This window comes from Oribacterium sp. oral taxon 078 str. F0262, assembly GCF_000160135.1.
GTDB lineage: Bacteria > Bacillota > Clostridia > Lachnospirales > Lachnospiraceae > Oribacterium.
On record NZ_GG729934.1, the window covers coordinates 764,204 to 785,703 of the forward strand.

Annotated in this window: 21 protein-coding genes; 18 read left to right on the top strand and 3 right to left on the bottom strand. The window is 54.7% G+C overall.

Annotated features, from left to right (window positions below; translation table 11 throughout):
• Nucleotides 1-186: 186 nt before the first annotated feature.
• Nucleotides 187-885, top strand: coding sequence for a GntR family transcriptional regulator (locus GCWU000341_RS07305; RefSeq protein ID WP_242651633.1), 699 nt, complete (start codon nt 187-189; stop codon nt 883-885).
• A 43-nt stretch (nt 886-928) separates the two neighbouring features.
• On the opposite strand, the gene GCWU000341_RS13760 is transcribed toward GCWU000341_RS07305, so the two are convergent.
• Nucleotides 929-1,591 carry an MBL fold metallo-hydrolase gene (locus GCWU000341_RS13760; protein ID WP_196794812.1) on the bottom strand — a complete coding sequence of 221 codons (663 nt, stop codon included), beginning with the start codon at nt 1,589-1,591 and terminating at the stop codon, nt 929-931.
• 385 nt (nt 1,592-1,976) lie between these two features.
• Here GCWU000341_RS13760 and GCWU000341_RS07315 point away from each other — a divergent pair, with 385 nt between their 5' ends.
• From GCWU000341_RS07315 to GCWU000341_RS07350, 8 genes are all read left to right on the top strand, one after another.
• A complete protein-coding gene (locus GCWU000341_RS07315; RefSeq protein WP_009215227.1) occupies nt 1,977-4,244 on the top strand; it encodes a xanthine dehydrogenase family protein molybdopterin-binding subunit in 2,268 nt (755 codons plus the stop codon).
• A gap of 5 nt (nt 4,245-4,249) precedes the next feature.
• Entirely contained in the window at nt 4,250-4,714 is a 465-nt protein-coding gene (locus GCWU000341_RS07320; protein ID WP_009215228.1) for a (2Fe-2S)-binding protein, read from the top strand.
• Nucleotides 4,715-5,575: an FAD binding domain-containing protein gene (locus GCWU000341_RS07325; RefSeq protein ID WP_009215229.1), complete on the top strand. Its 861-nt coding sequence runs from the start codon at nt 4,715-4,717 to the stop codon at nt 5,573-5,575. It abuts the gene before it with no gap.
• A gap of 1 nt (nt 5,576) precedes the next feature.
• Nucleotides 5,577-6,905 carry a YjiH family protein gene (locus tag GCWU000341_RS07330; RefSeq protein ID WP_009215230.1) on the top strand — a complete coding sequence of 443 codons (1,329 nt, stop codon included), beginning with the start codon at nt 5,577-5,579 and terminating at the stop codon, nt 6,903-6,905.
• Between the two features lie 103 nt (nt 6,906-7,008).
• The gene (locus tag GCWU000341_RS07335; protein ID WP_009215231.1) at nt 7,009-8,319 is read left to right on the top strand and encodes a YjiH family protein; all 1,311 of its coding nucleotides are present in this window, start codon (nt 7,009-7,011) and stop codon (nt 8,317-8,319) included.
• Between the two features lie 195 nt (nt 8,320-8,514).
• Nucleotides 8,515-9,006, top strand: coding sequence for a pyridoxamine 5'-phosphate oxidase family protein (locus GCWU000341_RS07340; RefSeq protein ID WP_242651634.1), 492 nt, complete (start codon nt 8,515-8,517; stop codon nt 9,004-9,006).
• 388 nt (nt 9,007-9,394) lie between these two features.
• Nucleotides 9,395-9,631 carry a hypothetical protein gene (locus GCWU000341_RS07345; RefSeq protein ID WP_050761950.1) on the top strand — a complete coding sequence of 79 codons (237 nt, stop codon included), beginning with the start codon at nt 9,395-9,397 and terminating at the stop codon, nt 9,629-9,631.
• Nucleotides 9,628-9,978, top strand: coding sequence for a hypothetical protein (locus GCWU000341_RS07350; protein WP_009215235.1), 351 nt, complete (start codon nt 9,628-9,630; stop codon nt 9,976-9,978). Before GCWU000341_RS07345 ends, GCWU000341_RS07350 begins: the two co-directional genes overlap by 4 nt.
• Here GCWU000341_RS07350 and GCWU000341_RS07355 read toward each other — a convergent pair.
• Nucleotides 9,965-10,264 carry a hypothetical protein gene (locus GCWU000341_RS07355; protein WP_009215236.1) on the bottom strand — a complete coding sequence of 100 codons (300 nt, stop codon included), beginning with the start codon at nt 10,262-10,264 and terminating at the stop codon, nt 9,965-9,967. The two genes, GCWU000341_RS07350 and GCWU000341_RS07355, sit on opposite strands and share 14 nt — an antisense overlap.
• Nucleotides 10,254-10,904: a helix-turn-helix domain-containing protein gene (locus GCWU000341_RS07360; protein ID WP_040653587.1), complete on the bottom strand. Its 651-nt coding sequence runs from the start codon at nt 10,902-10,904 to the stop codon at nt 10,254-10,256. The genes GCWU000341_RS07355 and GCWU000341_RS07360 overlap by 11 nt, the downstream gene beginning before the upstream one ends.
• Nucleotides 10,905-11,276: 372 nt before the next feature.
• Between GCWU000341_RS07360 and GCWU000341_RS07365 the strand changes: the two genes are divergently transcribed.
• From GCWU000341_RS07365 to GCWU000341_RS07405, 9 genes are all read left to right on the top strand, one after another.
• Complete coding sequence (locus tag GCWU000341_RS07365) at nt 11,277-12,857, top strand: glycoside hydrolase family 28 protein (RefSeq protein ID WP_009215238.1); 1,581 nt, start codon at nt 11,277-11,279, stop codon at nt 12,855-12,857.
• A gap of 18 nt (nt 12,858-12,875) precedes the next feature.
• Nucleotides 12,876-14,249, top strand: a complete 1,374-nt coding sequence (locus GCWU000341_RS07370) for an ABC transporter substrate-binding protein (protein ID WP_009215239.1) — start codon at nt 12,876-12,878, stop codon at nt 14,247-14,249.
• A 31-nt stretch (nt 14,250-14,280) separates the two neighbouring features.
• Nucleotides 14,281-15,183 carry a carbohydrate ABC transporter permease gene (locus GCWU000341_RS07375; protein ID WP_009215240.1) on the top strand — a complete coding sequence of 301 codons (903 nt, stop codon included), beginning with the start codon at nt 14,281-14,283 and terminating at the stop codon, nt 15,181-15,183.
• A gap of 1 nt (nt 15,184) precedes the next feature.
• The gene (locus GCWU000341_RS07380; protein ID WP_009215241.1) at nt 15,185-16,042 is read left to right on the top strand and encodes a carbohydrate ABC transporter permease; all 858 of its coding nucleotides are present in this window, start codon (nt 15,185-15,187) and stop codon (nt 16,040-16,042) included.
• A gap of 37 nt (nt 16,043-16,079) precedes the next feature.
• The gene (locus GCWU000341_RS07385) at nt 16,080-17,240 is read left to right on the top strand and encodes a glycoside hydrolase family 88/105 protein (protein ID WP_009215242.1); all 1,161 of its coding nucleotides are present in this window, start codon (nt 16,080-16,082) and stop codon (nt 17,238-17,240) included.
• Nucleotides 17,241-17,613: 373 nt separating this feature from the next.
• Nucleotides 17,614-18,636: a metal ABC transporter solute-binding protein, Zn/Mn family gene (locus GCWU000341_RS07390; RefSeq protein ID WP_009215243.1), complete on the top strand. Its 1,023-nt coding sequence runs from the start codon at nt 17,614-17,616 to the stop codon at nt 18,634-18,636.
• Between the two features lie 63 nt (nt 18,637-18,699).
• A complete protein-coding gene (locus tag GCWU000341_RS07395; protein ID WP_009215244.1) occupies nt 18,700-19,503 on the top strand; it encodes a metal ABC transporter ATP-binding protein in 804 nt (267 codons plus the stop codon).
• Complete coding sequence (locus GCWU000341_RS07400) at nt 19,500-20,381, top strand: metal ABC transporter permease (RefSeq protein ID WP_009215245.1); 882 nt, start codon at nt 19,500-19,502, stop codon at nt 20,379-20,381. The genes GCWU000341_RS07395 and GCWU000341_RS07400 overlap by 4 nt, the downstream gene beginning before the upstream one ends.
• The gene (locus GCWU000341_RS07405) at nt 20,374-21,450 is read left to right on the top strand and encodes a metal ABC transporter permease (protein WP_009215246.1); all 1,077 of its coding nucleotides are present in this window, start codon (nt 20,374-20,376) and stop codon (nt 21,448-21,450) included. The genes GCWU000341_RS07400 and GCWU000341_RS07405 overlap by 8 nt, the downstream gene beginning before the upstream one ends.
• Nucleotides 21,451-21,500: the final 50 nt, after the last annotated feature.

Consider the following 21,500-nt stretch of genomic DNA (forward strand, 5'->3'; position numbering starts at 1 on the left):
GGTCAAGCACTTCCGGGGATAAGAGCTTTTTTCGCTTATTTTCAATAGGCAGGCCCAACGGCGGAGAATGGAGATGCCGCCGCTTAAATCCTCAGCAGTCCGGACCTTTTCCGGGCGGAAAGGGCCGATGGCAGAGCTTTCATCTGTGCGCTGCGGATTGTGGGAAGAAAGGGAAGGGAGGGGGGATTGAAGAAGTATCAGAAGGTGAAGGCATATCTTTACGAGAGGATCATGGACGGGAGCTATGTGCCGGAGCGCCCGCTCCCTCCGGAGAGAGAGCTTGCGGCCACGCTCGGCGTGAACCGGATGACGCTTCGGAGAGCGGTGGAGGAGCTTTCGTACGACGGGTATCTGATCCGGAAAAAGGGGAGCGGCACCTACCTTACGAGTGAAAAGGTGCGAAAGGATGAGCTGATCGCGGAAAAGGGGGCAGAGGAGCAGCAGGCCTTCCGCCTGATCAGCTGCGCTCTTTGCCGGGAGAGAGGCTACGGCTCCCGGATGCTGGAGCTTTCGGAGGACAGTGAGGAGGGCTACTGGAGGATAAGAAGATCCCGATATCTGAATCACCTCCCCTTTGCCTATGAGGATATTTATCTCAGGGAGCGCTTTTTTCCGGCGGTGGACGTATCCTACTATGCCGTCGGTCTGCATCGGATGGTGCAGGAGAAGGGGGGAGAGCTCCATCCGCTCCGTCAGCAGCAGGTGGAGGCGCTTCTTTGCCTGAAGACCACGGGAAAGATTCTGAATGTGAGGGAGGGCTCCCCGATCCTGCAGATCAAAACCTGGTTTTACAGGGCGAGAGATGAGGAGCCGATGCTCTTTTGCCGAAGCTACCATCCGGGAGACAGCTATACTTTCCGAAGCCGGAAAATCGTGATTAAGTGAGGGACAGCAGCTTCTGCCATAGGCGGAAGCTGCTGTCATATTCCTATTCATGGGGGAGCTTTGCAGCCGGGATCATGCCATAGTGGGAGCTAAGGATCTCCTTACCCCTTCCGATCCGCAGGAGCTCATCGATCGAGGAGCGTGCTTTTTTCCGGTCTTCGGTAAAGGGGTGGATTTCGGCCCTTCCTCTCCTGATCCGAAGGGCGTCTCCGCTGAAGAGGATTCGATCGTCCAGTAAATAGGCCATGGATCCCGGAGTGTGCCCCGGGGCGGGGATGCACTCTATGCGGTGCCCGCCGATAGAGAGCTTTTCTCCGCCGGAGAGGAGCTGAAGCTGCGCTCTCTCCACGCCCTTTGGAAAATCACTGCGAAAGCCGCGAATTCTTTCTCCGCCGCTTCCTCCTTCCCGTAGCTCCCGCCTTGAGAGATGGATTCTCGCGCCCGGGAAGAGCTCCAAGCCTCCGATGTGGTCGATGTCGGAATGTGTCAGGAAAATGTCGCGGACCTCGGAGGGATCGAGACCAAGCTTAGAAAGGCCATCTTTTAGCTCGGAGAGATATTTTCCGGAATCCACGGCGAGGAATTCTCCCTCCGCCCGGATGAAAAAGGCATCGTTCCTCCAGACCTTTACCGCATAGATGCCGTCCCTTAGCTTCCCGGTCGGGAGAGGTCTCATGAAGGGAAGGGATAAGATGGAAAAGAGCATGTGATATCCTCCTTGTTTTTTTGCCCCGCTGTCAAGTAAGGGGACGGATTCAGTATAGCAAAAGAGACCGGCTTTCTGAAGTCGAAAAAAGCCGCACTTTTTGGCCCGGAGATAGATAAAAAAGAAAAGATAAGATGAAAAAAGATAAAAAAAGACAAGAGAAGACAAGGGAAGATAAGAGAAGATAAGAGAAGACAAGACAAGGGAAAGGCGATGGACGCTTTCAGATACGGCGCTCCACCGCCTTTTCCTTTTCATTTTCGGAGAGCGTTTTTCATTTAAAAAGTATACCAATTTAAAATTGACATATACCAATTTCGGAATTATACTGAAAACAGTTCCGGAGCCGGTCTGTTTCGGAGTCATTTTGACAGAAGGAGAAAAGATGAGATATGTAGGGAAAAGCTATCCGATCCACGACGCAGAGCAAAAAGCCTCCGGAAGAGCTGTCTATGCGGGGGACATGGAGCAGAAAGAGATGCTGTATGGGGCCGTGCTCTTTTCCGAGATTCCGCACGGGATCGTGAAAGCTCTGGACTGCCGCAGGGCCCTGGACTATCCCGGTGTTGTGGATATCGCGCATTGCTTTAACACGACGAAAAAGGAGTACAACCGCTATCAGAGTCAGTTCGGACAGAAGCTCGTCAAAACGGAAAGAGTATTTAACGAGCATGTGCGCTTTGTGGGGGATCGGATCGCCTGTGTGATCGCGGAGACGGAGGAGGCCGCCCGGGAGGCACTTCGCCTCATCGATGTGGAATATGAGAGACTTCCGTATTCTTTGAATGTATGGGAGAGCCTGAAGGGGACGATTGACGGGATCCACCCGGAGGGAGCCGTCTTTGAGGCCGGAGAAATCCTCTATGGGGAGAAGAGGGAGGAGCCCGGACTCCTGAAGCTAAAGACCGTCACGGAGCTCTCCCGCATTAACCATGTCTGCATGGAGACCCATGCCTGCATAGCGGATTACGACATCTATAAAAAGGAGCTCACGATCTACTCTCCGAACCAGACCGTCTACGGAATCCGCACTCTGATCGGAGATCTCTTCGAGCTGGACTACAGCAGGGTGCGCGTCATCAAGACGACGATGGGGGGATCCTTCGGGGCAAAGCAGGAGTGGGTGCTGGAGCCGGTGGCCGCCGCGGCGGCAATCCGTGTGGGAAGGCCCGTGAAGCTCGTCTATAACCGGGCGGAGACCATGATATCCAGCTATGGGAGATCTCCGATGCACTTTGAGACGGAATGTCTCTTCGCCGCGGACGGCGCTCTTAAGGGAGTGGACTGCGAGCTGATACTGGACGCCGGCGCCTATCTCGGAAATTCCATCAATTACGCCAGAACGGTGGGCTACAAGCTCTCCAGAGGATACCGCTATCCCTATTATCATTTCCATGCAAGAGCCGTGCTCAGCAATACGATTGTGGGGGGCGCCTTCCGGGGCTGGACCTCTCCGGAGGCTGCGATCATGCTGGAGCACAGCTTCAATATGGCGGCTCGGAAGCTCCGGATGGATCCGATCGATATCCGCCTGAAAAATGTCATGCACCCCGGGGATTCGGATTTCCTGACGGAGGTCCCCATAGGAAATTTCCGCGCCGCAGAGGCGCTCATGCAGGGCAGGGAGCATTTCCGATGGGAGGAGAGGAAGGAGGAGATCCGCCTTTTCAACCGGAAGAACAAACGCTTCCGCCGCGGCCTGGGGGTCTCCCTGGGCGCGCACGTGAACGGATTCTATCCGTCGAAGACCGACTATGCGAGAGTCGATATGAGGCTGACGGAGACGGGAAGCGTGGAGATGAATCTGACGATCCATGACCACGGCTGCGGTACCGTGACAGCCCTCCAGATGATCGCCGCGGAGGCTCTTGGGATCGCGATGGAGAAGGTGAGCCTGGGAGAGGGGGATACCAGATACACGCCGCTGGATGTGGGCTGCTTTTCCAGTCGGACCACCTATGTGCAGGGAAAGGCCGCCGTCCTCTGCGCGGAGGCCTTCCGGGAAAAATTAAAGGAGCACGTCGCTCTCCTTACGGGCTGGCCGGAGGAGGAGCTTCTCGTGGAGGGAGAACGGGTGTTTCCAAGAAGCGCTCCGGAGCAGGGCTACAGCTGGAGCCGGGTGGCAGAGGAATCTCAGCAGATTCTGAAAAAGGAGCTCTTTGTCAGCAAGGAGTATATCCCGGATACGAACCCCGGCGTCGCCGGAGCACATTTTGCGATGGTAGAGGTGGACCGCTATACCGGGATGACGAAGCTTCTCCACTACCTTGCGGTACATGACATCGGGCAGGCGATCAACCGGGAAATCTGTATCGCGCAGACGCAGGGAGCCGTATTGATGGGAGCAGGGGCCGCGCTTTTAGAGGAGGTAAAAACAAGGCCGGACGGAAGCCCTATGGGGAGCCTGAAGGACTACCATCTCATCAACAGCTTCGAGGCGCCGGATGTCAGGGTGGAATTCATCGAGGACGGGGGTACGGAGGGACCCTATGGAGCGAAGTCGATCGGAGAGGTCGCCCATACGCCGGTCACTGCGGCAGTGGTGGCCGCAGTGAATGATGCGCTGGGCAGTGAGATGAACCGGATCCCGCTGACGCCGGATGTGATCTGCGCGTATCTTTCGGAGCGGGAGAAGGGAAAAAAAGGAGAGTAGAGCGGATGGAGCTATCGTTTATTCTGAATGGGAAGCCGAAAAGACTGGACACAGAGCCGGAGCGGCGGCTGATTGATCTTTTGCGGAAGGATCTGCATCTTAGCGGAACGAAGGAGGGCTGCGGGGAGGGAGAATGCGGGGCCTGCACGGTCATTATCGACGGGAAGGCGGTGCACTCCTGCCTGGTGCTGGCCTGTCAGCTGGAGGGGAGAGAGGTCCTCACCATAGAGGGGCTCGAGGAGGCGGGAGAGCTCTCCCGGATACAGCGCATCTTTGTAGAGGAGACGGCGATCCAGTGCGGCTACTGCACGCCCGGCATGATTATGTCGGCGAAGGCTCTCCTGATGCAGAATCCCCATCCGACGGAGGAGGAGATCCGAAACGCGCTGGCGGGAAATATCTGCCGCTGCTCCGGCTACACGCAGATCATAAGGGCGGTTTCCCGGACCGCCGCGGAGGGAGGTCAGTAGATGCAGTCCTTTATACCAAAGACATGGGAGGAGATTCCGGACTGCCTGAGGCAGATGACGGAGAAGAGCAAATTCCTGGGAGGCGGGACGGATCTCATCATCAAGCTGCACTCCGGACAGCTGAAATCGGATGCGCTCTGCTATCTGGGCTATGTCCGGGAGCTGAGAGAGATTCGTGAGCAGGAGGAAGGACTCTCGATCGGGGCGTATCTCAGCATGACGGAGCTCGAGAGAGACCCCGGGATCAAAGCGCGTTATCCGGCGCTTATGCAGGCCGCTGCCGACGTGGGCTCCGTGCAGATCCGAAATAACGGCACGATAGGGGGGAATATCGGAAATGCCTCTCCGGCGGGAGACCTCCTCCCGGTGCTCTGCCTCTATGAGGCAAAGGTCGAGACCATGGGTCCCGGAGGACTTCGCCGTCTCCCGATCGAGGAGGTGCTCCTCTCTCCGGGGAGGATGAGCCTCTCCTACAACGAAGCGATTGTCAGAATTCTGCTTCCGCCCTGCACGATGGAGACGGCCTTTCTGAAGCTGGGATCGAGGAAAAAGCTGACGATCTCCCGGATCGGCATCGCACTCGGGGCGGAAAGGGAGGACGGGCGGATTCGGAAGCTCCGCCTTTATATCGGGGCGGTCAGCATAAAGCCTCTTCGCCTGAAGGCCGCGGAGGAGCTTGCGATAGGAAAGAGGATCGGAGAATCCGAGGTCCTGGCCATGGCGGAGATCCTCTCCGACTATATCAGGGAGCATGTCCCGGAGGAGTTTGACCGGGATTACAAGGTTTGGGCCGCGAGAGGCGCCATGCTGGACATTTTCTCCCGCCTGAAGCTGATTTCCGCGGAGGAGAGTGAGGGATAGGATGGAAGGCAGAGCGAGGCGGAGAGAGGAGTCCGGAGCGACATGGAAATTCCTTCTTCTGAGTGCGGCAGGGCTGATTCTTTTCTTTATCCCGGTATGCAGGGGCAATATCCCGCTTGTCCTTTTGATCAATGAGCTTAAGACTCTGCTCGGGGAGAGACTTCCCCTTTTGAGCGGGATTTCCTGCCTGATTCTGGGAGGAGGGGCAGTTCTTTCCCTGCTTCTTGGGAAGGGATGGATAAAGGACTGCTTTTCGGGCGCCGGACCGCGTCTTTATCTTTGGATTTTGGCGGCAGTGCTTTTTCTCCTTAAGCTCTTTCATGCCCCTATTTTTTTCCTGGAGGATCCGCGGATCGGGGGCAGGATCTTTGATATGGGGGCCACGGTATTTATCACGATCGCCGTGGCGGGAAGTCTCGTGATCTTCATCATACAGTCGGGCCTTGTGGACTTTATCGCGGTGCTGTCGGAGCCCTTTATGCGGCCGCTCTTCCGCCTTCCCGGAGAGGCTGCCGTAAATATCCTCTCCTCCTTCGTCTCCTCCGCCTCCGTCGGCGTTTATCTGACGGAGCAATACTATAAGAGGGGAAGCTATACCAAACGGCAGGCCTGCGCCGTCGTGGCAAACTACAGTGTGATCAGTGTGGGCTACATCGGCGTGATCGCCTCCCTCGCGGGAATCGGGGAGCGCTACGGCTCTCTCCTCATCGCAAGCTTTCTCTCTGTCCTGATCATGGGGGCGATCATGGTCCGGATCCCGCCGATCTCCGGGATAGAGGACTGCCTGATCGACGGGAGGAGGAAGGAGGAGAAGACGGAGAGGATATCGCCCGCGGAGCGCTTTCGGCTCGCGCTCTCGGCCGGGCGGAAATGCGCGGAGAGCTTCGGGCCGGAGGCTTTTTTGAAAAATCTAAAGCAGTCCCTCCTGTTTTCGCAAAAAATCGTGGGAGTGATGATTCCCGTTGTCACCTTCGTTCTGATACTGGTCTACTATACGCCGATTTTTTACTGGCTCGGAAGACCCGTCACCCCCCTTCTCGCTCTGGTCCGGCTGCCGGATCCTGCGCTGGCGGCCCCCTCCGTCTTGATCGAGATCGTAGAGGTGAGTCTTCCCTCCGTCCTGATCGGGCAGACAGAGGCAGGAGTACAGACCAGATTCTTTGTGGCCCTGCTCTCTATCATTCAGATCATCTTCTTTTCGGAGGCGGGGAATGCCATTTTGGCATCGGAGATCCCGCTCGGAGTCCGGAAGCTCGTCATGATCTTTCTGATTCGAACCCTGATCGGAATCGGGATCGCGGCTGTCTTTGCGAGATTTTTCTGCGGATGAAGGGATTCGCTCTGTATCTTTTCCCGCTGATTCATCCAATCAGCTGCCCCGGATTTATCGCTCTGAGAAGAAACGGATACATTTAACTGCAAAGGAGAAATCGATGGAAACGAGGAAAAGGGATATCGCGCGTTTTATTCTATTGAGTATTCTCGGGATATTTCTGTATTTCATACCGGTCAAAGGCTCGATCGTACCGGTGGTATTACTTGTGAATACGATAAAAAAGGGATTGGGCGGAGGGATATCCTATCTCGTGATCGCGGCTCTTCTCCTCCTCGCCCTCATTATCGCAGGGGCGCAGATTTTAAAAAATGAGCGCTGTATTCATTATCTTGGGGGCGATAAAATTTCCCGGCAGATTCATTATCTGATCGCGTTCGCGCTGGTCCTCGCGATCCAGTTCAAGCTGCCGCCGGCCCGCATTTTTTCAAATCCCGATATCGGCGGGCAGATCCTGGGACTGGCGGGGACTGTAATGCTGACCGTGTCTGTCTGTGGAGGTCTGATCGTCCTGATTCTGAAATCCGGGATCGTAGAATTTGTGGGAACGCTGGCGGAGCCCTTTATGAGACCGCTCTTCCGCCTGCCCGGCGAAGCCGCGATCAACTGCCTCTCTTCTTATGTGGTCAGCGCGGCAGTGGGCGTATACATGACGGATCAATACTATGAAAACGGTGTCTACAGCCGAAGGGAGGCGGTCGCCGCAGCCAGCTGCTTTGCGACGATCTCTGTGGGATATGTGGGAGTGCTCTGCTCTCTGGGAGGGATCAGCCAGTATTATGGCATGATTCTCGGCCTCAGCTTTGTCCTGGTGCTCCTGATGACCGCTGTCATGGTCCGCATCCCGCCGATCAGCCGGATCTCGGACACCTATCTCAATCCCCGGAAGGAGGGGAGCGAGAAAAGGGAAGAGGAGAAGCTTCCGCGCTTTCAGAGAGCCCTTCTTGCGGCAACCGCGAAGTCAAAGGAATTTAATGGGAAGGCTCTCCTCTCCGGTATGTTCAGCGCCCTGAAATTCTCCCAGAAAATCATCGCCTATATGATCCCCATTGTCGTTGTGACGCTCTCCCTCGTCCATCTGACTCCGGTTTTTGAGTGGCTGGGGAAGCCGATTGCGCCCTTCCTCTCTCTCCTCGGAGTTCCGAACGCGGCAAAGGCCGCGCCTGCCGTCCTGCTCGGCTTTATCGAGGTGAGCCTTCCGACGATCTCCGTGAGCTCCGGAGTCGCTGAGCCCTCGGTATTCTTCGTCGTACTGCTTTCGATCTGTCAGATCATCTTCATGACGGAGGCCGGAAACGCGATGCTGGGAGCCAGATTCCGGATGAAGTTTTCCGAGCTCATCTCGATCTTTCTGATCCGGACCGTGATCGCCGCCGTTCTCTCCGCTGCCCTGATGCATTTTCTCTTTTAGCAGAGCGCGATGTCTGCTATAATTTAAGAGCCATAGAAAGCTTTATCCGCTTTCTTCCTTTTTCCGATTGGCGGCTCTCTCCCTGCCAATTCTAAATTCTGACCGAAGAAAGGCGGGGGAATGCAGCCGGGGAAGAGAGCGGAAGCAAGTCCTGATACAATTTTGGGTGCTTGTCATATTACAGGAGGGACCGGTATGGAGAAGATGAGAAGAAAAGACCGGGAGCTTACGGACCGAGAGGGAATCCTCCGGATCCTGGAGCGCGCAAAGATCCTGCGCCTTGCTCTCCTTGACGGGGACTATCCCTATGTCGTGCCCCTTCACTATGCTTATGAATTTTCGGACGGAAGCCTGACCTTTTACATGCACTCGGCGAGGGAAGGGCACAAGCTGGATCTGATCCGGAAGAATCCGAAGGTCTGCATCGAGCTGGACTGTGACGTCAGTCTGATCTCCGGAGGAGACATCCCCTGCCGCTATGGCTCAGCCTATGGCTCTCTTATCGCCAGGGGAAGAGCGGAGATTTCCGAGGACGAAGCTGAGAAAATCAAAGGATTGAAGCTTCTGATGAGAAATCAGACCGGAAGAGATTTTGACATCGACGAAAGGATGGCCTCATCCGTTTCTCTGATAAAAGTAAAAGTCAGAGCAGCGGACTTTACCGCGAAATCCCGCATGCCCTCCTAGAGAGCTATCAATACGAGGATTCCTCCTCTGTTTCCTCCCCGGGGCTTTCCTTTTTGGAGAGCCCCTTTTTGCCGTTCAGAAGTCGGATGCATAGAAGGAGAAGGATGAAAATGGGAAGTAAAATTGGAAGAAGGGAAAGGAGGAACGGGGTATAAAAGAGACCCGTGAGATTTTTTCACGGACCTCCGGCTGAATATGATCATTTTATTATATGCGGGACGTGGTTGGGTTTACCGTTCCAAGTCCTGTTGTGATATACTATTGTTGTGATATACTTGGGGATACTACATAGAAAATGGTCTTGCGCCTACTGACGGTTTTGATTTTATCGTGACTGTGAAGTTCGCTGACGGAGAGAAGACATATTCTATGAGAGAAGAGGGATTGTTTGATTACGAAGAGTAAGAAAACTATGAGAAAAGTGTTTTTGCTGATTTCATTCCTGATGCTGGTTTCAGGTGTTGCTTTTGTTGCCTATGCAGCAGGACACCCTGAAGCCAGTTTTCCGTGGAGTAACTGGGCAACATATGTGGCTTATGGAGTGTATATTATTGTAATGATAGCCTTCTTTGTCCTTGGAATCAGGAAACAAGATACTTTATTTGACAGGAGTGGTATGCGATGAAGAAAATTCTGCCCAAAATTATTATTGTAGCAGTTGTAGTGGTAGTCCTGTGTGCCTCTTTCCTGTATTACCGAAATGCACATACGTTTACATTGTCTGATAACATTGCGGCAGATTCGAATCTTAAATCAGAGCAAATTCAGCCTGTAACTGGCACAGTCAGGGTAATGGGAACACAGGATACAGAAATCTGGTTTACTGATGTGGAGAATCCAGAATTAAGATATCAGATTGGATATATAACACCCGGAATGACAGAGACAATTAAACTCGAAAAAGGAAAGTGGTACATAGTACATGGTGCCGGAGAACTAACCGTACAAATGGTGAATATCAGAATTGAGTAGGACTCAATCTTATGCGACTTAAAGGCTCTTTTACCTTTCGTTGTACCTTGTGCACCAAAATCGCCGATTTTTTCATTTTTGGTGCATTTTGGTGCACCTCCCATCTGGTATCAAAGTTGTTTCGACGAGGGATCTCTTCATGGAAGCCTGCTTCAATCAGACAGGCTTTCAGAACCATAGAACCCTTAAAATCAAGGGGGATACCACCGTCATACATGGCCTTCATCACGCCATACATCAGTTTTTTCTTCTGCTGTAATCTGCATGAAATCACTTCAGTTCTCATAATAGCTTATGGCGTCCTCTGCAAGTTCCGCAAATTTTTCCCGATATTCGGGAGATACAAATATTCCCTCAAAGCTGTCTCCATTGGTGAAATAGTATCGGCTGAGGGCTTCTGTAATACCCTGAATATCCAAAATTTCTTCATTTGCAAGTGCATCTGTGATCGTCCGGTTAAAATCAGTAAAGCGAAGTTCATGCTTTTCCCGGATATCATAGGTGCTGATGCGATTTCCGAGTAGCACAACCCCGTTAAAGTCAGAGGCAGAATCATCACCGTAACCCCATACGATATATTCATCACTTCGCCCGCCGAAATATCCCTGACACATCAAGGCTTCATCCAAAGCGAAAACGAAAGAATCTCCGAGACACTCCCGGACTGCCTTCAACCAGGAGATGGCGTCGATATAGTCACGTCTCTTCGGCAATTCCTTTCTGTGAGCATCATGCTCCGGCAGTACTCTTGTCTTACGATTGTAAAGATCGGACTGTATGCGGCTTTCCAGGAGCGCGACAACATATTCCGGGGGCTTACGCACACCGGTTTCCCAATTTTGTATTGTACGAAAAGGAATGTTATATCTTTTGGCGAATTCATTTTGCGTATCGCCGAATGCTGTTCTCATTTCATAAATCGTCATAGCATTCACCTCGTGCATATTATACACTCATTGGGTGCGTTTTTCAAACATCATTTCGCTCACCTGTAAAGCTCTCTGCTTTCTTTCTGTCGCTGTGCGGCTGTAAAATAGAAAGGACAAAGTAAAAGTCGGATGCATAGAAAGAGGATTGCGGTAAAATAAAATCACAGCAAACACAGCCTATCGCCTGAAGGAGACGGATATCGTATCAAGGAGGGGGAAGGTTTTGCCATTCGGAGTGTTCGATCGGATAAGTTGGTCCGAATAAAGTCACTTCGGATAAGATTTTTCCGGAGCCGGATCATTATAATAGAGATAAGAATTCGGGACGGGACTTTGGAGAGTTCCTTCCGGCAGGGCGGGAGAAAAACAATGAATTTTCGATTGGCGGCAGTGATGAAGCGCTCCGTGACCTTGGAGCTCATCAATCGGGATATCGTCTATACAAGGCCCTATATTGTGCTCCTGAACGGAGAGGAGCTCATGCGGGAGAACCGGAATGTAATCAGCATTTTCGGACTGGAACCGGATACGGAATATCGGATCGCCATCATCCTGGCGGAAGGGGGAGGGGAGGAGCCGAAGTGGCTCTCCTTTCGGACAGCGCCGGAGTCCGTGCTCCTCGATGTGAGGGCGTTTGGTGCGCTCGGGGACGGAAAGAATGATGATACAGCCTGCATCCAGGCGGCGATCGAGGCCTGTCCGAAGGATGGGACGGTTCGGATCCCGAAGGGGCGCTATCTTACACGGCCGCTTTTTCTGAGAAGCGGGCTCTCTCTCTGGCTGGACCGCGGCGCTGTACTTCTGGGAGATCCCTCGAGGGAGCATTATCCCAGACTGCCCGGGATGACGGAGCGGAGCGACGGGAAGGGGGGCTTTAATCTCGGAAGCTGGGAGGGGGATCCCGAGACCAGCTATGCCTCACTTCTCACCGGGATTGAGCTTAGGAATGTGGATATCTTCGGAGAGGGGACGGTGGACGGCAATGCGGACCGCTCCGACTGGTGGGAGGAGCACAAGACAAAGCGGGGGGCCTGGAGACCTCGGACGATCTTTCTCTGCCGCTGCCGCTGTATCCGGATTCAGGGAGTTTTGGTCAGGAATTCTCCGAGCTGGACGATTCACCCTTATTATACGGACGGGATCTCTCTCTACAATGTGACGATCTGGAATCCGCCGGACTCTCCGAATACGGACGGCTTCGATCCGGAGAGCTGCGAGGACGTGCTCCTTCTGGGCTGCCGTATCTCCGTCGGGGATGACTGCATTGCGATCAAAAGCGGAAAGGCCAGGATGGCGGGGGAGCGCCGGAAGGCATCGAGGAATTTCGCGCTGCGAAACAGCATCCTGGAGAGAGGACACGGAGCTCTGACCATAGGATCGGAGGCGGCGGCCGGAGTTTACCGGGTGGAGGCTTCCCTTTGCATCTTCTCCGGGACAGACCGCGGCCTTCGCCTGAAGACGCGGAGGGGAAGAGGGCCGGACTGCTTCTACGATGAGATATATTTTCATCATATCCGGATGGAGAACGTCCCGATGCCCTTTACCTTCAATATGTTCTATCACTGTGATGCGGACGGACACGAGCGATATGTGCAGAGCCAGGAGGCCCTGCCCGTCAATGCGATGACGCCGGGAATCGGCGCGGTAAGGGCGGAGAATATCCGCTGCAGCGGAGTGGACAGCGCGCTGCTCTGCGCCTATGGACTTCCGGAACGGCCGATCGGGGCGATTTTGCTTCGGGGGATTGATGCGGTCTTTCTCGAGGATCCGGAGCGTCCGAAGCGGCAGGTGCTCATGATGGACGATTTTCCGCCGATGAGAGGGATGTCCATCTATGCGAAGAATATCGGGAGCTTAAAGCTTGAGAATATCTCGATCCGGGGAGCGGAGAAGGAGCCGATCCTTCAAAATATCTCGGACTACGAGAGCAGAGCTTTCATTTTGCGGTAAAGATCTCAGGAGGTCAGTATGAAGAAACAAAAAATTTACTGTTTTCTCGCCGGAGCAGTGCTCATGGCATCTCTTGCGGCCTGCGGGGGCGGTGCGAAAGAGAGCAGCGCTTCGGGGACGAGCGGAAAGACAGAGGCGGAGAGCGGGAAGGAGGAGAGCTCCGGAAAGGCAGAGGCCCCGGACAGCGCGGATTCGGGGAGCATCCGGATGTCCTGGTGGGGAGGGGATTCCCGGCATGAGGCGACACTGAAGGCGCTTGACGCCTATATGGCGGAAAACCCGGGCGTTAAGATCGAGTCCGAGTACGGCGCCTGGTCCGGCTGGACGGATAAGATCGCGACCCAGCTCGCCGGGGCCTCCGCTCCGGATGTGCTTCAGATCAACTGGAACTGGATCTATCAGTTCTCTTCCGACGGAAAAGGTTTTTACGATCTGAAGCAGTCGAAGGATGACTTCGATTTTTCTCAGTACGACGAAAATCTGCTGGAGCAGATGACGATCGACGGGAAGCTCCAGGCGATCCCGATCGCGACGACCGGGAAGGCTTTTTTCTGGAATCAGCAGACCTGGGAGAAGGCGGGACTTTCTGTGCCGAAGAGCTTCTCGGAGCTCCTCGCGGCGGGACCGATCTTCAAGGAGAAGCTCGGGGACGATTACTATCCCATGGCGGCCGGAGAATATGATCTTATGATGCTCCTCACCTACTACATGCAGGAGAGCTACGACAAGCCCTGGGTGGAGAACGGGGCGATCAGCTACACGAAGGATGAGCTTGCGGACGGCTTTGATTTTCTGAAAAAGCTGGAGGAGAATCATGTCATTCCCTCTCAGGAGAAGATGAAGGGGGACGGGGCGGATTCCATCGACAAGAATCCGAACTTCATAGACGGGCACTATGCGGGGCTCTACGAATGGGATTCCGCGGTGAGCAAGATGCAGGGGGCACTTGCGGACGGGCAGACACTGGTGCTCGGGGAGTATCCGGCGGACTACGGGAAGCCCTCCACGATCTATAAGATTTCCATGGGCTTTGCGCTCTCAAAGGATACGAAGAATCCGAAGGCGGATCTCAAGCTTCTCGACTACCTTCTGAACGGAGAGGGAGTGAAGACGCTGGGGCTTGAGAGGGGAATTCCGGCCTCCAAGGCAGCGCAGAAGACGCTCTCCGAGGAGGGAAAGCTGGAGGGCCTGGTCTATGAAGCGAACAAGGCGGCGTCAAAGAATTATCGCTTCACTCTGAGCCCGTACTATGAGGATTCCAAGCTCAAGGACCCGTCTGAGGGCGCCTACTATGAGATCATGGACAATATGAGCTATGACCACGAGGATTCCAAGGAGCTTGCGCAGCAGATGATTGATGCTGTGAACGAGCTCGAGTCGAGCAAGGCCTGAAGTCCCAAAGGGGAGGATCGGAGGAAAAGATATGGAGAATGGAGGAAAGAGAGGAAATCATTTTTTCCGGGAGAACAGAGGCTTTTTCTTCATTCTCCCCTGGCTCTTCGGCTTTATACTGTTCAAAGGTTATCCCTTCCTGTCATCGCTCTTCTACAGCTTCACGGACTTTCATCTCTTTGAGGGGATTCACCGCATCGGGCTTCAGAATTATCAGGAAATTTTCCGGAATAAAAAGATTCTCGCGGCCTTTGCGACGACCTTCCGCTATGCCTTCATGACTGTGCCGCTGAAGCTCTGCTTCGCGCTCTTTGTAGCCTATATCCTGAATTTTCAGCTGAAGGGGGTGAAGCTTTTCCGGACGGCCTACTATATTCCGTCCATCCTCGGCGGCTCTGTCGCGATCTCCGTGCTCTGGAAGGCGATCTTCAAGGACAACGGTATCATCAATCTCTTCCTCTCCTTCTTCGGCGTGCAGGGGCCGAACTGGCTTGCGAACAAGGGGACGGCGCTTTTCATCATCTGCCTTCTGAGGGTCTGGCAGTTCGGCTCCTCCATGGTCATCTTCCTCGTCGCCCTGAAATCGGTCTCCCCGGATCTCTATGAGGCGGCGTCTCTGGACGGAGCGGGGAAGTGGAGACAGTTTTTCAGCATCACGGTTCCCCTCATCACCCCGGTCATCTTCTACAATCTGGTGACACAGCTGGTGCAGGCCTTTCAGGAATTCAACGGACCCTACATCATCACACAGGGCGGGCCGAGGGGAGCGACGACACTGGTTTCGCTTCTGATCTACAACAATGCCTTCAAGAAGTACGAGATGGGCATGGCGAGCGCGGAGGCCTGGGTCCTGTTTCTGATCCTCCTGCTCTTCACCCTGATCCTGCAAAGGAGCCAGAAGCATTGGGTCTACTATTCCGACGAGGAGGTCTGAGATGACGAGAGAGAGGAGGAGGGGCCTGTCCGCGCTTCTCAAATATCTGCTTCTGATCCTTGTGGGCTTTGTGATGCTCTATCCATTGCTCTGGATGGTCGGAGCTTCCTTCAAGACTAATTCGGAGATCTTTTCCGGGATCGGTCTTCTGCCGAAGCAGCCGAGCCTCCAGGGCTACCGGGATGCGATGAGCGGCTACGGGGGAGATATCAATATCTGGCAGGCCATGCTGAACACCTATAAGATCGTCATCCCGAAGGTGGTTTTTACCCTGCTCTCCTGCACGGTGACGGCCTACGGCTTTGCGCGCTTTCACTTTAAGGGAAGGAATTTCCTCTTTCTGCTTCTGATGTCTACCCTCTTTTTGCCAAATGTCGTCCTGAATGTGCCGCAGTTCATCCTCTTTAATAAGTGGGGCTGGATCGATCATCCGCTTTATCTTCCGATGATCGCGCCAACTCTCTTCGCACAGGATACCTATTTCGTCTTCATGCTGATTCAGTTTCTGAGAAATGTCCCAAAGGAGCTCGATGAGGCGGCAAAGATCGACGGATGCAGCCCGCTCGGGACGCTCTGGCACGTGATCGTACCGGTCTTAAAGCCCGCTCTTGTCTCCTGCGCGCTCTTCCAGTTCATGTGGTCGAACAATGATTTCATGGGTCCTCTCCTCTATGTATCGTCGCCGAGCCGCTATCCCGCCGCCATCTTTGTGAAGATGTCGATGGATGCGGACGCGGGCTTCTCCTGGAACAGGATCCTGGCTCTCTCCCTGATCTCGATTCTGCCCTCGCTCATTATCTTTTTCCTCGCGCAGGACCAGTTTATCGACGGCGTGACGGCGGGCTCCGTCAAGGGCTAGAGAAAAAAGAAGAGAATCGGCGAAGAGAGGAGGAGAGATGGAGGAGAGAGTAAAGGAGAAGCTTCGGCAGCAGATTCGGTCTTATCTTCTCCGCCTGGCCTCGCAGTCGGATGCGGAGCACCCCGCCTGGAATCAGGAGCTTATCCGGAAGGGGAGCGGAAACCGCTGGAATTATATCGACGGCTGCATGATTTCCGGGATGCTCCGCTTTTCGGAGCTCATCCGGGAAGAAGGACTCTTTGATTTTTCCGAGCGCTTCGTCTCGCATTTTATTTCGGAGGGGGGAGAAATCCCGAGCTACCGGAGGGAGGAGTATCGGCTGGACGACTTAAACCCCGGGAGAAATCTCTTCCTCCTTTTCGAAAGGACGGGGAAGGAGAAATACCGGAAGGCACTTCAGCTTCTCCGTGGGCAGCTGGAGACGCAGCCGAGGACGGAGGAGGGAAGCTTCTGGCACAAAAAGATTTACCAAGAGCAGGTCTGGCTGGACGGGATCTACATGGCGCTTCCCTTCTATCTGGAGTATGAGCTTCGCTTTCATCCCGGCGATTTATCCGGCCTTTATGACATCGTATCCCAGCTTCGGATCGTGAAAAAGAGGATGCGGGAGGAGGAAAGCGGTCTCTACGTCCATGGCTACGACGCATCAAGGAAGGCCTTCTGGGCGGATCCCGAGAGCGGAAGGAGTCCGAATGTCTGGCTCAGGGCCATCGGCTGGTTTTCGCTCGCGCTCTCTGACCTTCTGGGCCTGATGAAAGGTTTTTCGGATTTTCAGGCCGAAAAAGAAGAGCTTTCCGGGATGCTCCGGGAGCTGATCGAAAGCCTCATGCCATGGCAGGACCCTTGGAGCGGCTGCTTCTATCAGCTTCCGAAGCTTCCCGAACTTAAGGGGAATTATATCGAAAGCTCCGGGAGCGCTCTGATTTCTGCGGCCGTCTTAAAGGCGGTCCGCCTCTCCTTTCTCCCGGAGAAATACCGGCCCTTCGGAGAGAGCATCTTTTCCGGAATCTATGACAATTTCTTTTCCTGTGACGAAGGAGGAGAGCTTCAGCTTAAAAATATCTGTCTCGTCGCGGGGCTTGGCGGGAAGGAGAAAAGAGACGGTTCCGTCCGCTACTATCTCTCCGAGGCGGTCGTGGAAAATGACGCAAAGGGGATCGGCCCCTTTCTCCTTGCCGGATCGGAGCTCCTCTCTTAATAAAATCCATGCCGGAAGCTGCGGTATTACAAAGGGCAATATGCGAAGACTGCTGTAGAGATACAGCAGTTTTTTTATCTCAGGAGGCATCGAGAATGCGGGGGAGCTTCTGCCCCGCATTTTTCTTTGCGATCTGCCGGAAAACGCTTTCGCCTCGACTGCCGCCTCCGGAGCCAATAAGCCATTTTAAGAGTCAATAAGCCACTTTAAAAGAGCAGACCGCGAAGCGCCGGGGTTCTGTCCATGGAGCGGAACTTTGCCTCCCCACAGTACGGAAAGCAGCAGAAAAAAAGAGAAAGTTCCCCTTGCGCAATTAGTGAAAGCGCTGTAATATATTTTGTAAGGATAACCTAACAAATACTCGGAGGTAAATATGAACTATAAAAGGAAAATTTTCGGGAAGCTGCTCAGCTTGCTCCTGGTCGGATGTATCGGGGCCGGCTGCGGGAGCACGGCAGAGAAGATGAAGGAGAGCAGCCGGGCCGAGCAGAAGGAGAGCGATCTTCCCTCAGAGAGCGTCGGGGCGAAAAAGGAAGAGGGGAAGAGCGGGACGGAGAAGAAGCTCAAGCTGACGGTCACGACGAGCTTTCTCCAGGATATGGCCTCCGTTCTCGCCGGGGACTTCACGGATATCACACTGGTGATCCCGGCGGGGGAGGATCCCCACACCTACGAGGCGAAGCCGGAGGATCATGAGAAATTTAAAAACGCGGAGCTTGTGCTCTACCACGGACTCCACTTTGAGGGAAAGATGACAGAGCTTTTGGAAGCGGTGCACGGGGTCCCCGTCACGGCGGATTTTAAGAAGGAGGACCTCATCACGATGGAGGAGGGAGGGGGAGAGGTGACGGATCCCCACTTCTGGTTCGACACGGCGCTCTACCAGGAGGCGGTGAAAAAAGCGGCCTCTTCTCTGGAGGAGAAGCTGCCGGAGCACAGGCAGGAGATCGAGAAGAACTGCGCGGCCTACCTCGATCAGCTGGACAGCCTCAAGAGCTACTGCGCGGAGCAGATCGAAAAGATCCCGGAGGGGAGCCGCATCCTGGTCACACCACATGACGCCTTTAATTATTTTTCCAGGAGCTACGGCATCGAGGTGAAGGCGCCCCAGGGCGTCAGTACGGATGCGGAGCTTTCGACCAGCGATATGGCGGAGACGGCGGACTTCATCGTCTCACATAAGATCAAAGCCATCTTTGCGGAGTCCACGACGGACCCCGCCCGCATGGAGAAGCTCAGGGAGTCCTGTAAGGCGAAGGGCTGGGAGGTATCCGTGGTCCGCGGAGAGGGAAAGGAGCTCTTCAGCGACTCCCTCGCGCCAAAGGGACAGGATGGGGATAATTATATCGATATGGTAAAGCATAATGTGGACCTCATCGTGAGCAATCTGGAATAGAGTATGAGGGCCCCGCGGCATTTTTCCGCGGGGCTTCCTTCGATAAGAAGCCGGGGGATAAAAATGACAGCAGGAAAGAAGAGCGGAGGAGAGGCGGGCGACCGGCTGAGAGCGCTCGGGCTCGGCGCAGCCTCCGAGGAGACAAGGGCTCCCTCCGGGGCGGCCATCCACGTGGAGGATCTTACGGCCGCCTACGATAAAAAGGCCGTGCTCTGGGACATTGATCTCGAAATTGAGGAGAACAGCATCACGGCGATCGTCGGCCCGAACGGCGCCGGAAAGTCCACTCTTTTAAAATGCATCCTGGGATTTTTGAAGCCGCTCTCCGGCAGCGTCAGAATCTTCGGAAAAGCGCTCCGGGAGGTCCGGGACAGGGTCGCCTATGTGCCGCAGTTTTCTGAGGTGAACTGGGATTTTCCGATCTCCGTCCGGGATGTGGTGCTGATGGGGAGATATCGAAGCATTGGCTGGTTTCGGCGGGCGAATGCTTCGGAACGCGCGATCGCGGAGGATGCGATGCGGGAGATGGGCCTCTCCGCGCTCGCCTCGAGGCAGATCTCACAGCTCTCCGGAGGGCAGAGGCAGAGGGTCTTCATCGCAAGGGCACTGGCGCAGAGGGCGGAGCTTCTGATCATGGACGAGCCGCTCGCGGGAGTCGACAAGAGCAGTGAGAGGATCATCATCGATAAGATCAGGGAGCTGAAAAGCGAGGGGAAGACCATCGTCTGCGTTCACCATGACCTCAATACCCTGCGGAGCTACTTCGACCACGCTGTGCTGATCCGCCGCTATGTCATCGCATGCGGACCGGTGGAGGAGGCCGCGTCGGAGGAAAATATCCGGCGCGCCTATGAGGACTTAATATGATTTCAATATTATTTTCCTATGATTTCTGGGTGGTCGCCGCGGGGACCTCGCTCCTCGCACTGGCGGGCTCTATCGTGGGGTGCTTCAGCGTATATCAGGGGCAGAGCCTCGTGGGGGACGCGATCGGGCATTCCGCTTATCCGGGGGTTGTGCTCGCCTTTATCTGCTTTCAGACGAGGGATCCTCTGATCCTCACGATCGGGGCGGCGCTGTCCGGCGGCATGGCTTATTTTCTGATCCACAGTCTGAGGGACGGAGGGGGGATCGACTTTGACTCGGCGCTCGCCCTGGTCCTCACGGGAATGTTCGGGCTTGGCATGGTCCTTAAGACCTATACGCAGGGGAATCCCGCCTATGCCGATGCCTCGCAGGCGGGGCTCAAAAATTATATCTTCGGCTCCGCCGCCTTTTTGATGAAGAGGGATGCGGCGCTGATCTTCTGCAGCGGAGCTCTCGTGCTGTCCCTCCTCTTTCTCTTTCGGAGAATTCTTCTGATCAGCATCTTTGACAGGGGCTACGCGAAGGCGATCGGGATCCCGGAGGCGCTCGGGACAGCCGTGCTCCTCTTTATGATGATCGTCCTGATATCGGTCGGGCTGAAAAGTGTCGGGGCGGTATTGATCTCCTCCTTCCTCCTGATCCCCTGCATCTGCGCGAATCAGCACAGCCGCAGTCTCGGGCCTATCCTCCTGCTTTCCGCTCTGACCGGGATCCTCAGTGCCCTTTTCGGGACATTTCTCAGCACGGCATACCGGGGGCTCTCCACCGGACCGATGATTATCCTGTGCATGGGCTCTGTCACGCTGCTCTCCATGATTTTTGGACGCTATGGGCTTTTGCCCCGCATGCTTCGGAAGAGAGGAAAAGAAAATGACTGAGGTCCTTTTTGTGCTCCTGATGACGGCGATGGCCTGCGGTCTGCTGGGCCCCTTCCTGGTGCTTCGCAGACTCTCCATGACAGCGGACGCGCTCTCCCATTCCGTCCTGCTCGGCATCGTCCTCGCTTTCTTTCTGGTGCGGAGCCTGGACTCGGTCCTTCTCACGCTGGGGGCGGCTCTCTTCGGACTTCTCACGGTGCTCGCCGTAGAGCTTCTGTCCGGGAAGGGGCTCGTAAAGAGGGATGATGCGTTGGGTCTTGTATTTCCGATGTTCTTCTCCCTCGGGGTCCTTTTGATCACGCGCTTTTTTCGAAATGTCCATCTGGACATAGAGATCGTTCTGATGGGAGATCCGCTCTTTGCCCCCTTTGTGCGTCTCTTCGGTCTCCCCAGGTCTCTCGTCGAGATGTTCCTTCTCTTTCTTCTGAACCTCTCCTTTGTGATCCTCTTCTATGAGCCGCTGAAGATCTCTACCTTTGACCCATCCTATGCCTTTCTCCTCGGCATCCCCGTAAAGCGCATCTTTTATGCCCTCATGATCCTTTGCTCTTTTTGCTGCGTGACGGCCTTCAACAGCGTGGGGGCGATTCTGGTGATTTCCTTTTTCGCGGCGCCCGCGGCAGCGGCCTCTCTCCTTAGCCGGAGTCTATGGCAGATGATTCTTCTCACCCTCCTGCTCGGAGCTCTGAACTGCCTCATCGGCTGCCTCATTGCATTCCGATGGAATGTCTCCATTTCCGGGATGTGCAGCTTTGTCGGGATGCTCTCTGTCCTCCTTCTCTCCCTTTTCTCCCGCGGGGGAATACTGAGAGGGATGAGAAGGAGAAAGCAGCAGAGAGAGCGCTTCAAGGAGGAGCTTCTGCTTTTGCATCTCTACCGGCACAGGGGGGACCGGGAGGAGACCGGATTTGAAAGTCTCTTCCGCCATGTGAACTGGAGCAGGAGGGAGACGGAGCGCTATATCGGGAGACTTATGAAAATGAAGTGGGTTTTCGCGGACCCCTGTGATAAAATATATCAGTTGACGGAGGAGGGAAGGGAGAGGCTGCTGCTTGCAATGACGGCCTGAGCGGAGAAGGAGACGGAGGGAAGCTGTGAGGATCTCCTCTTTTTCGCGGC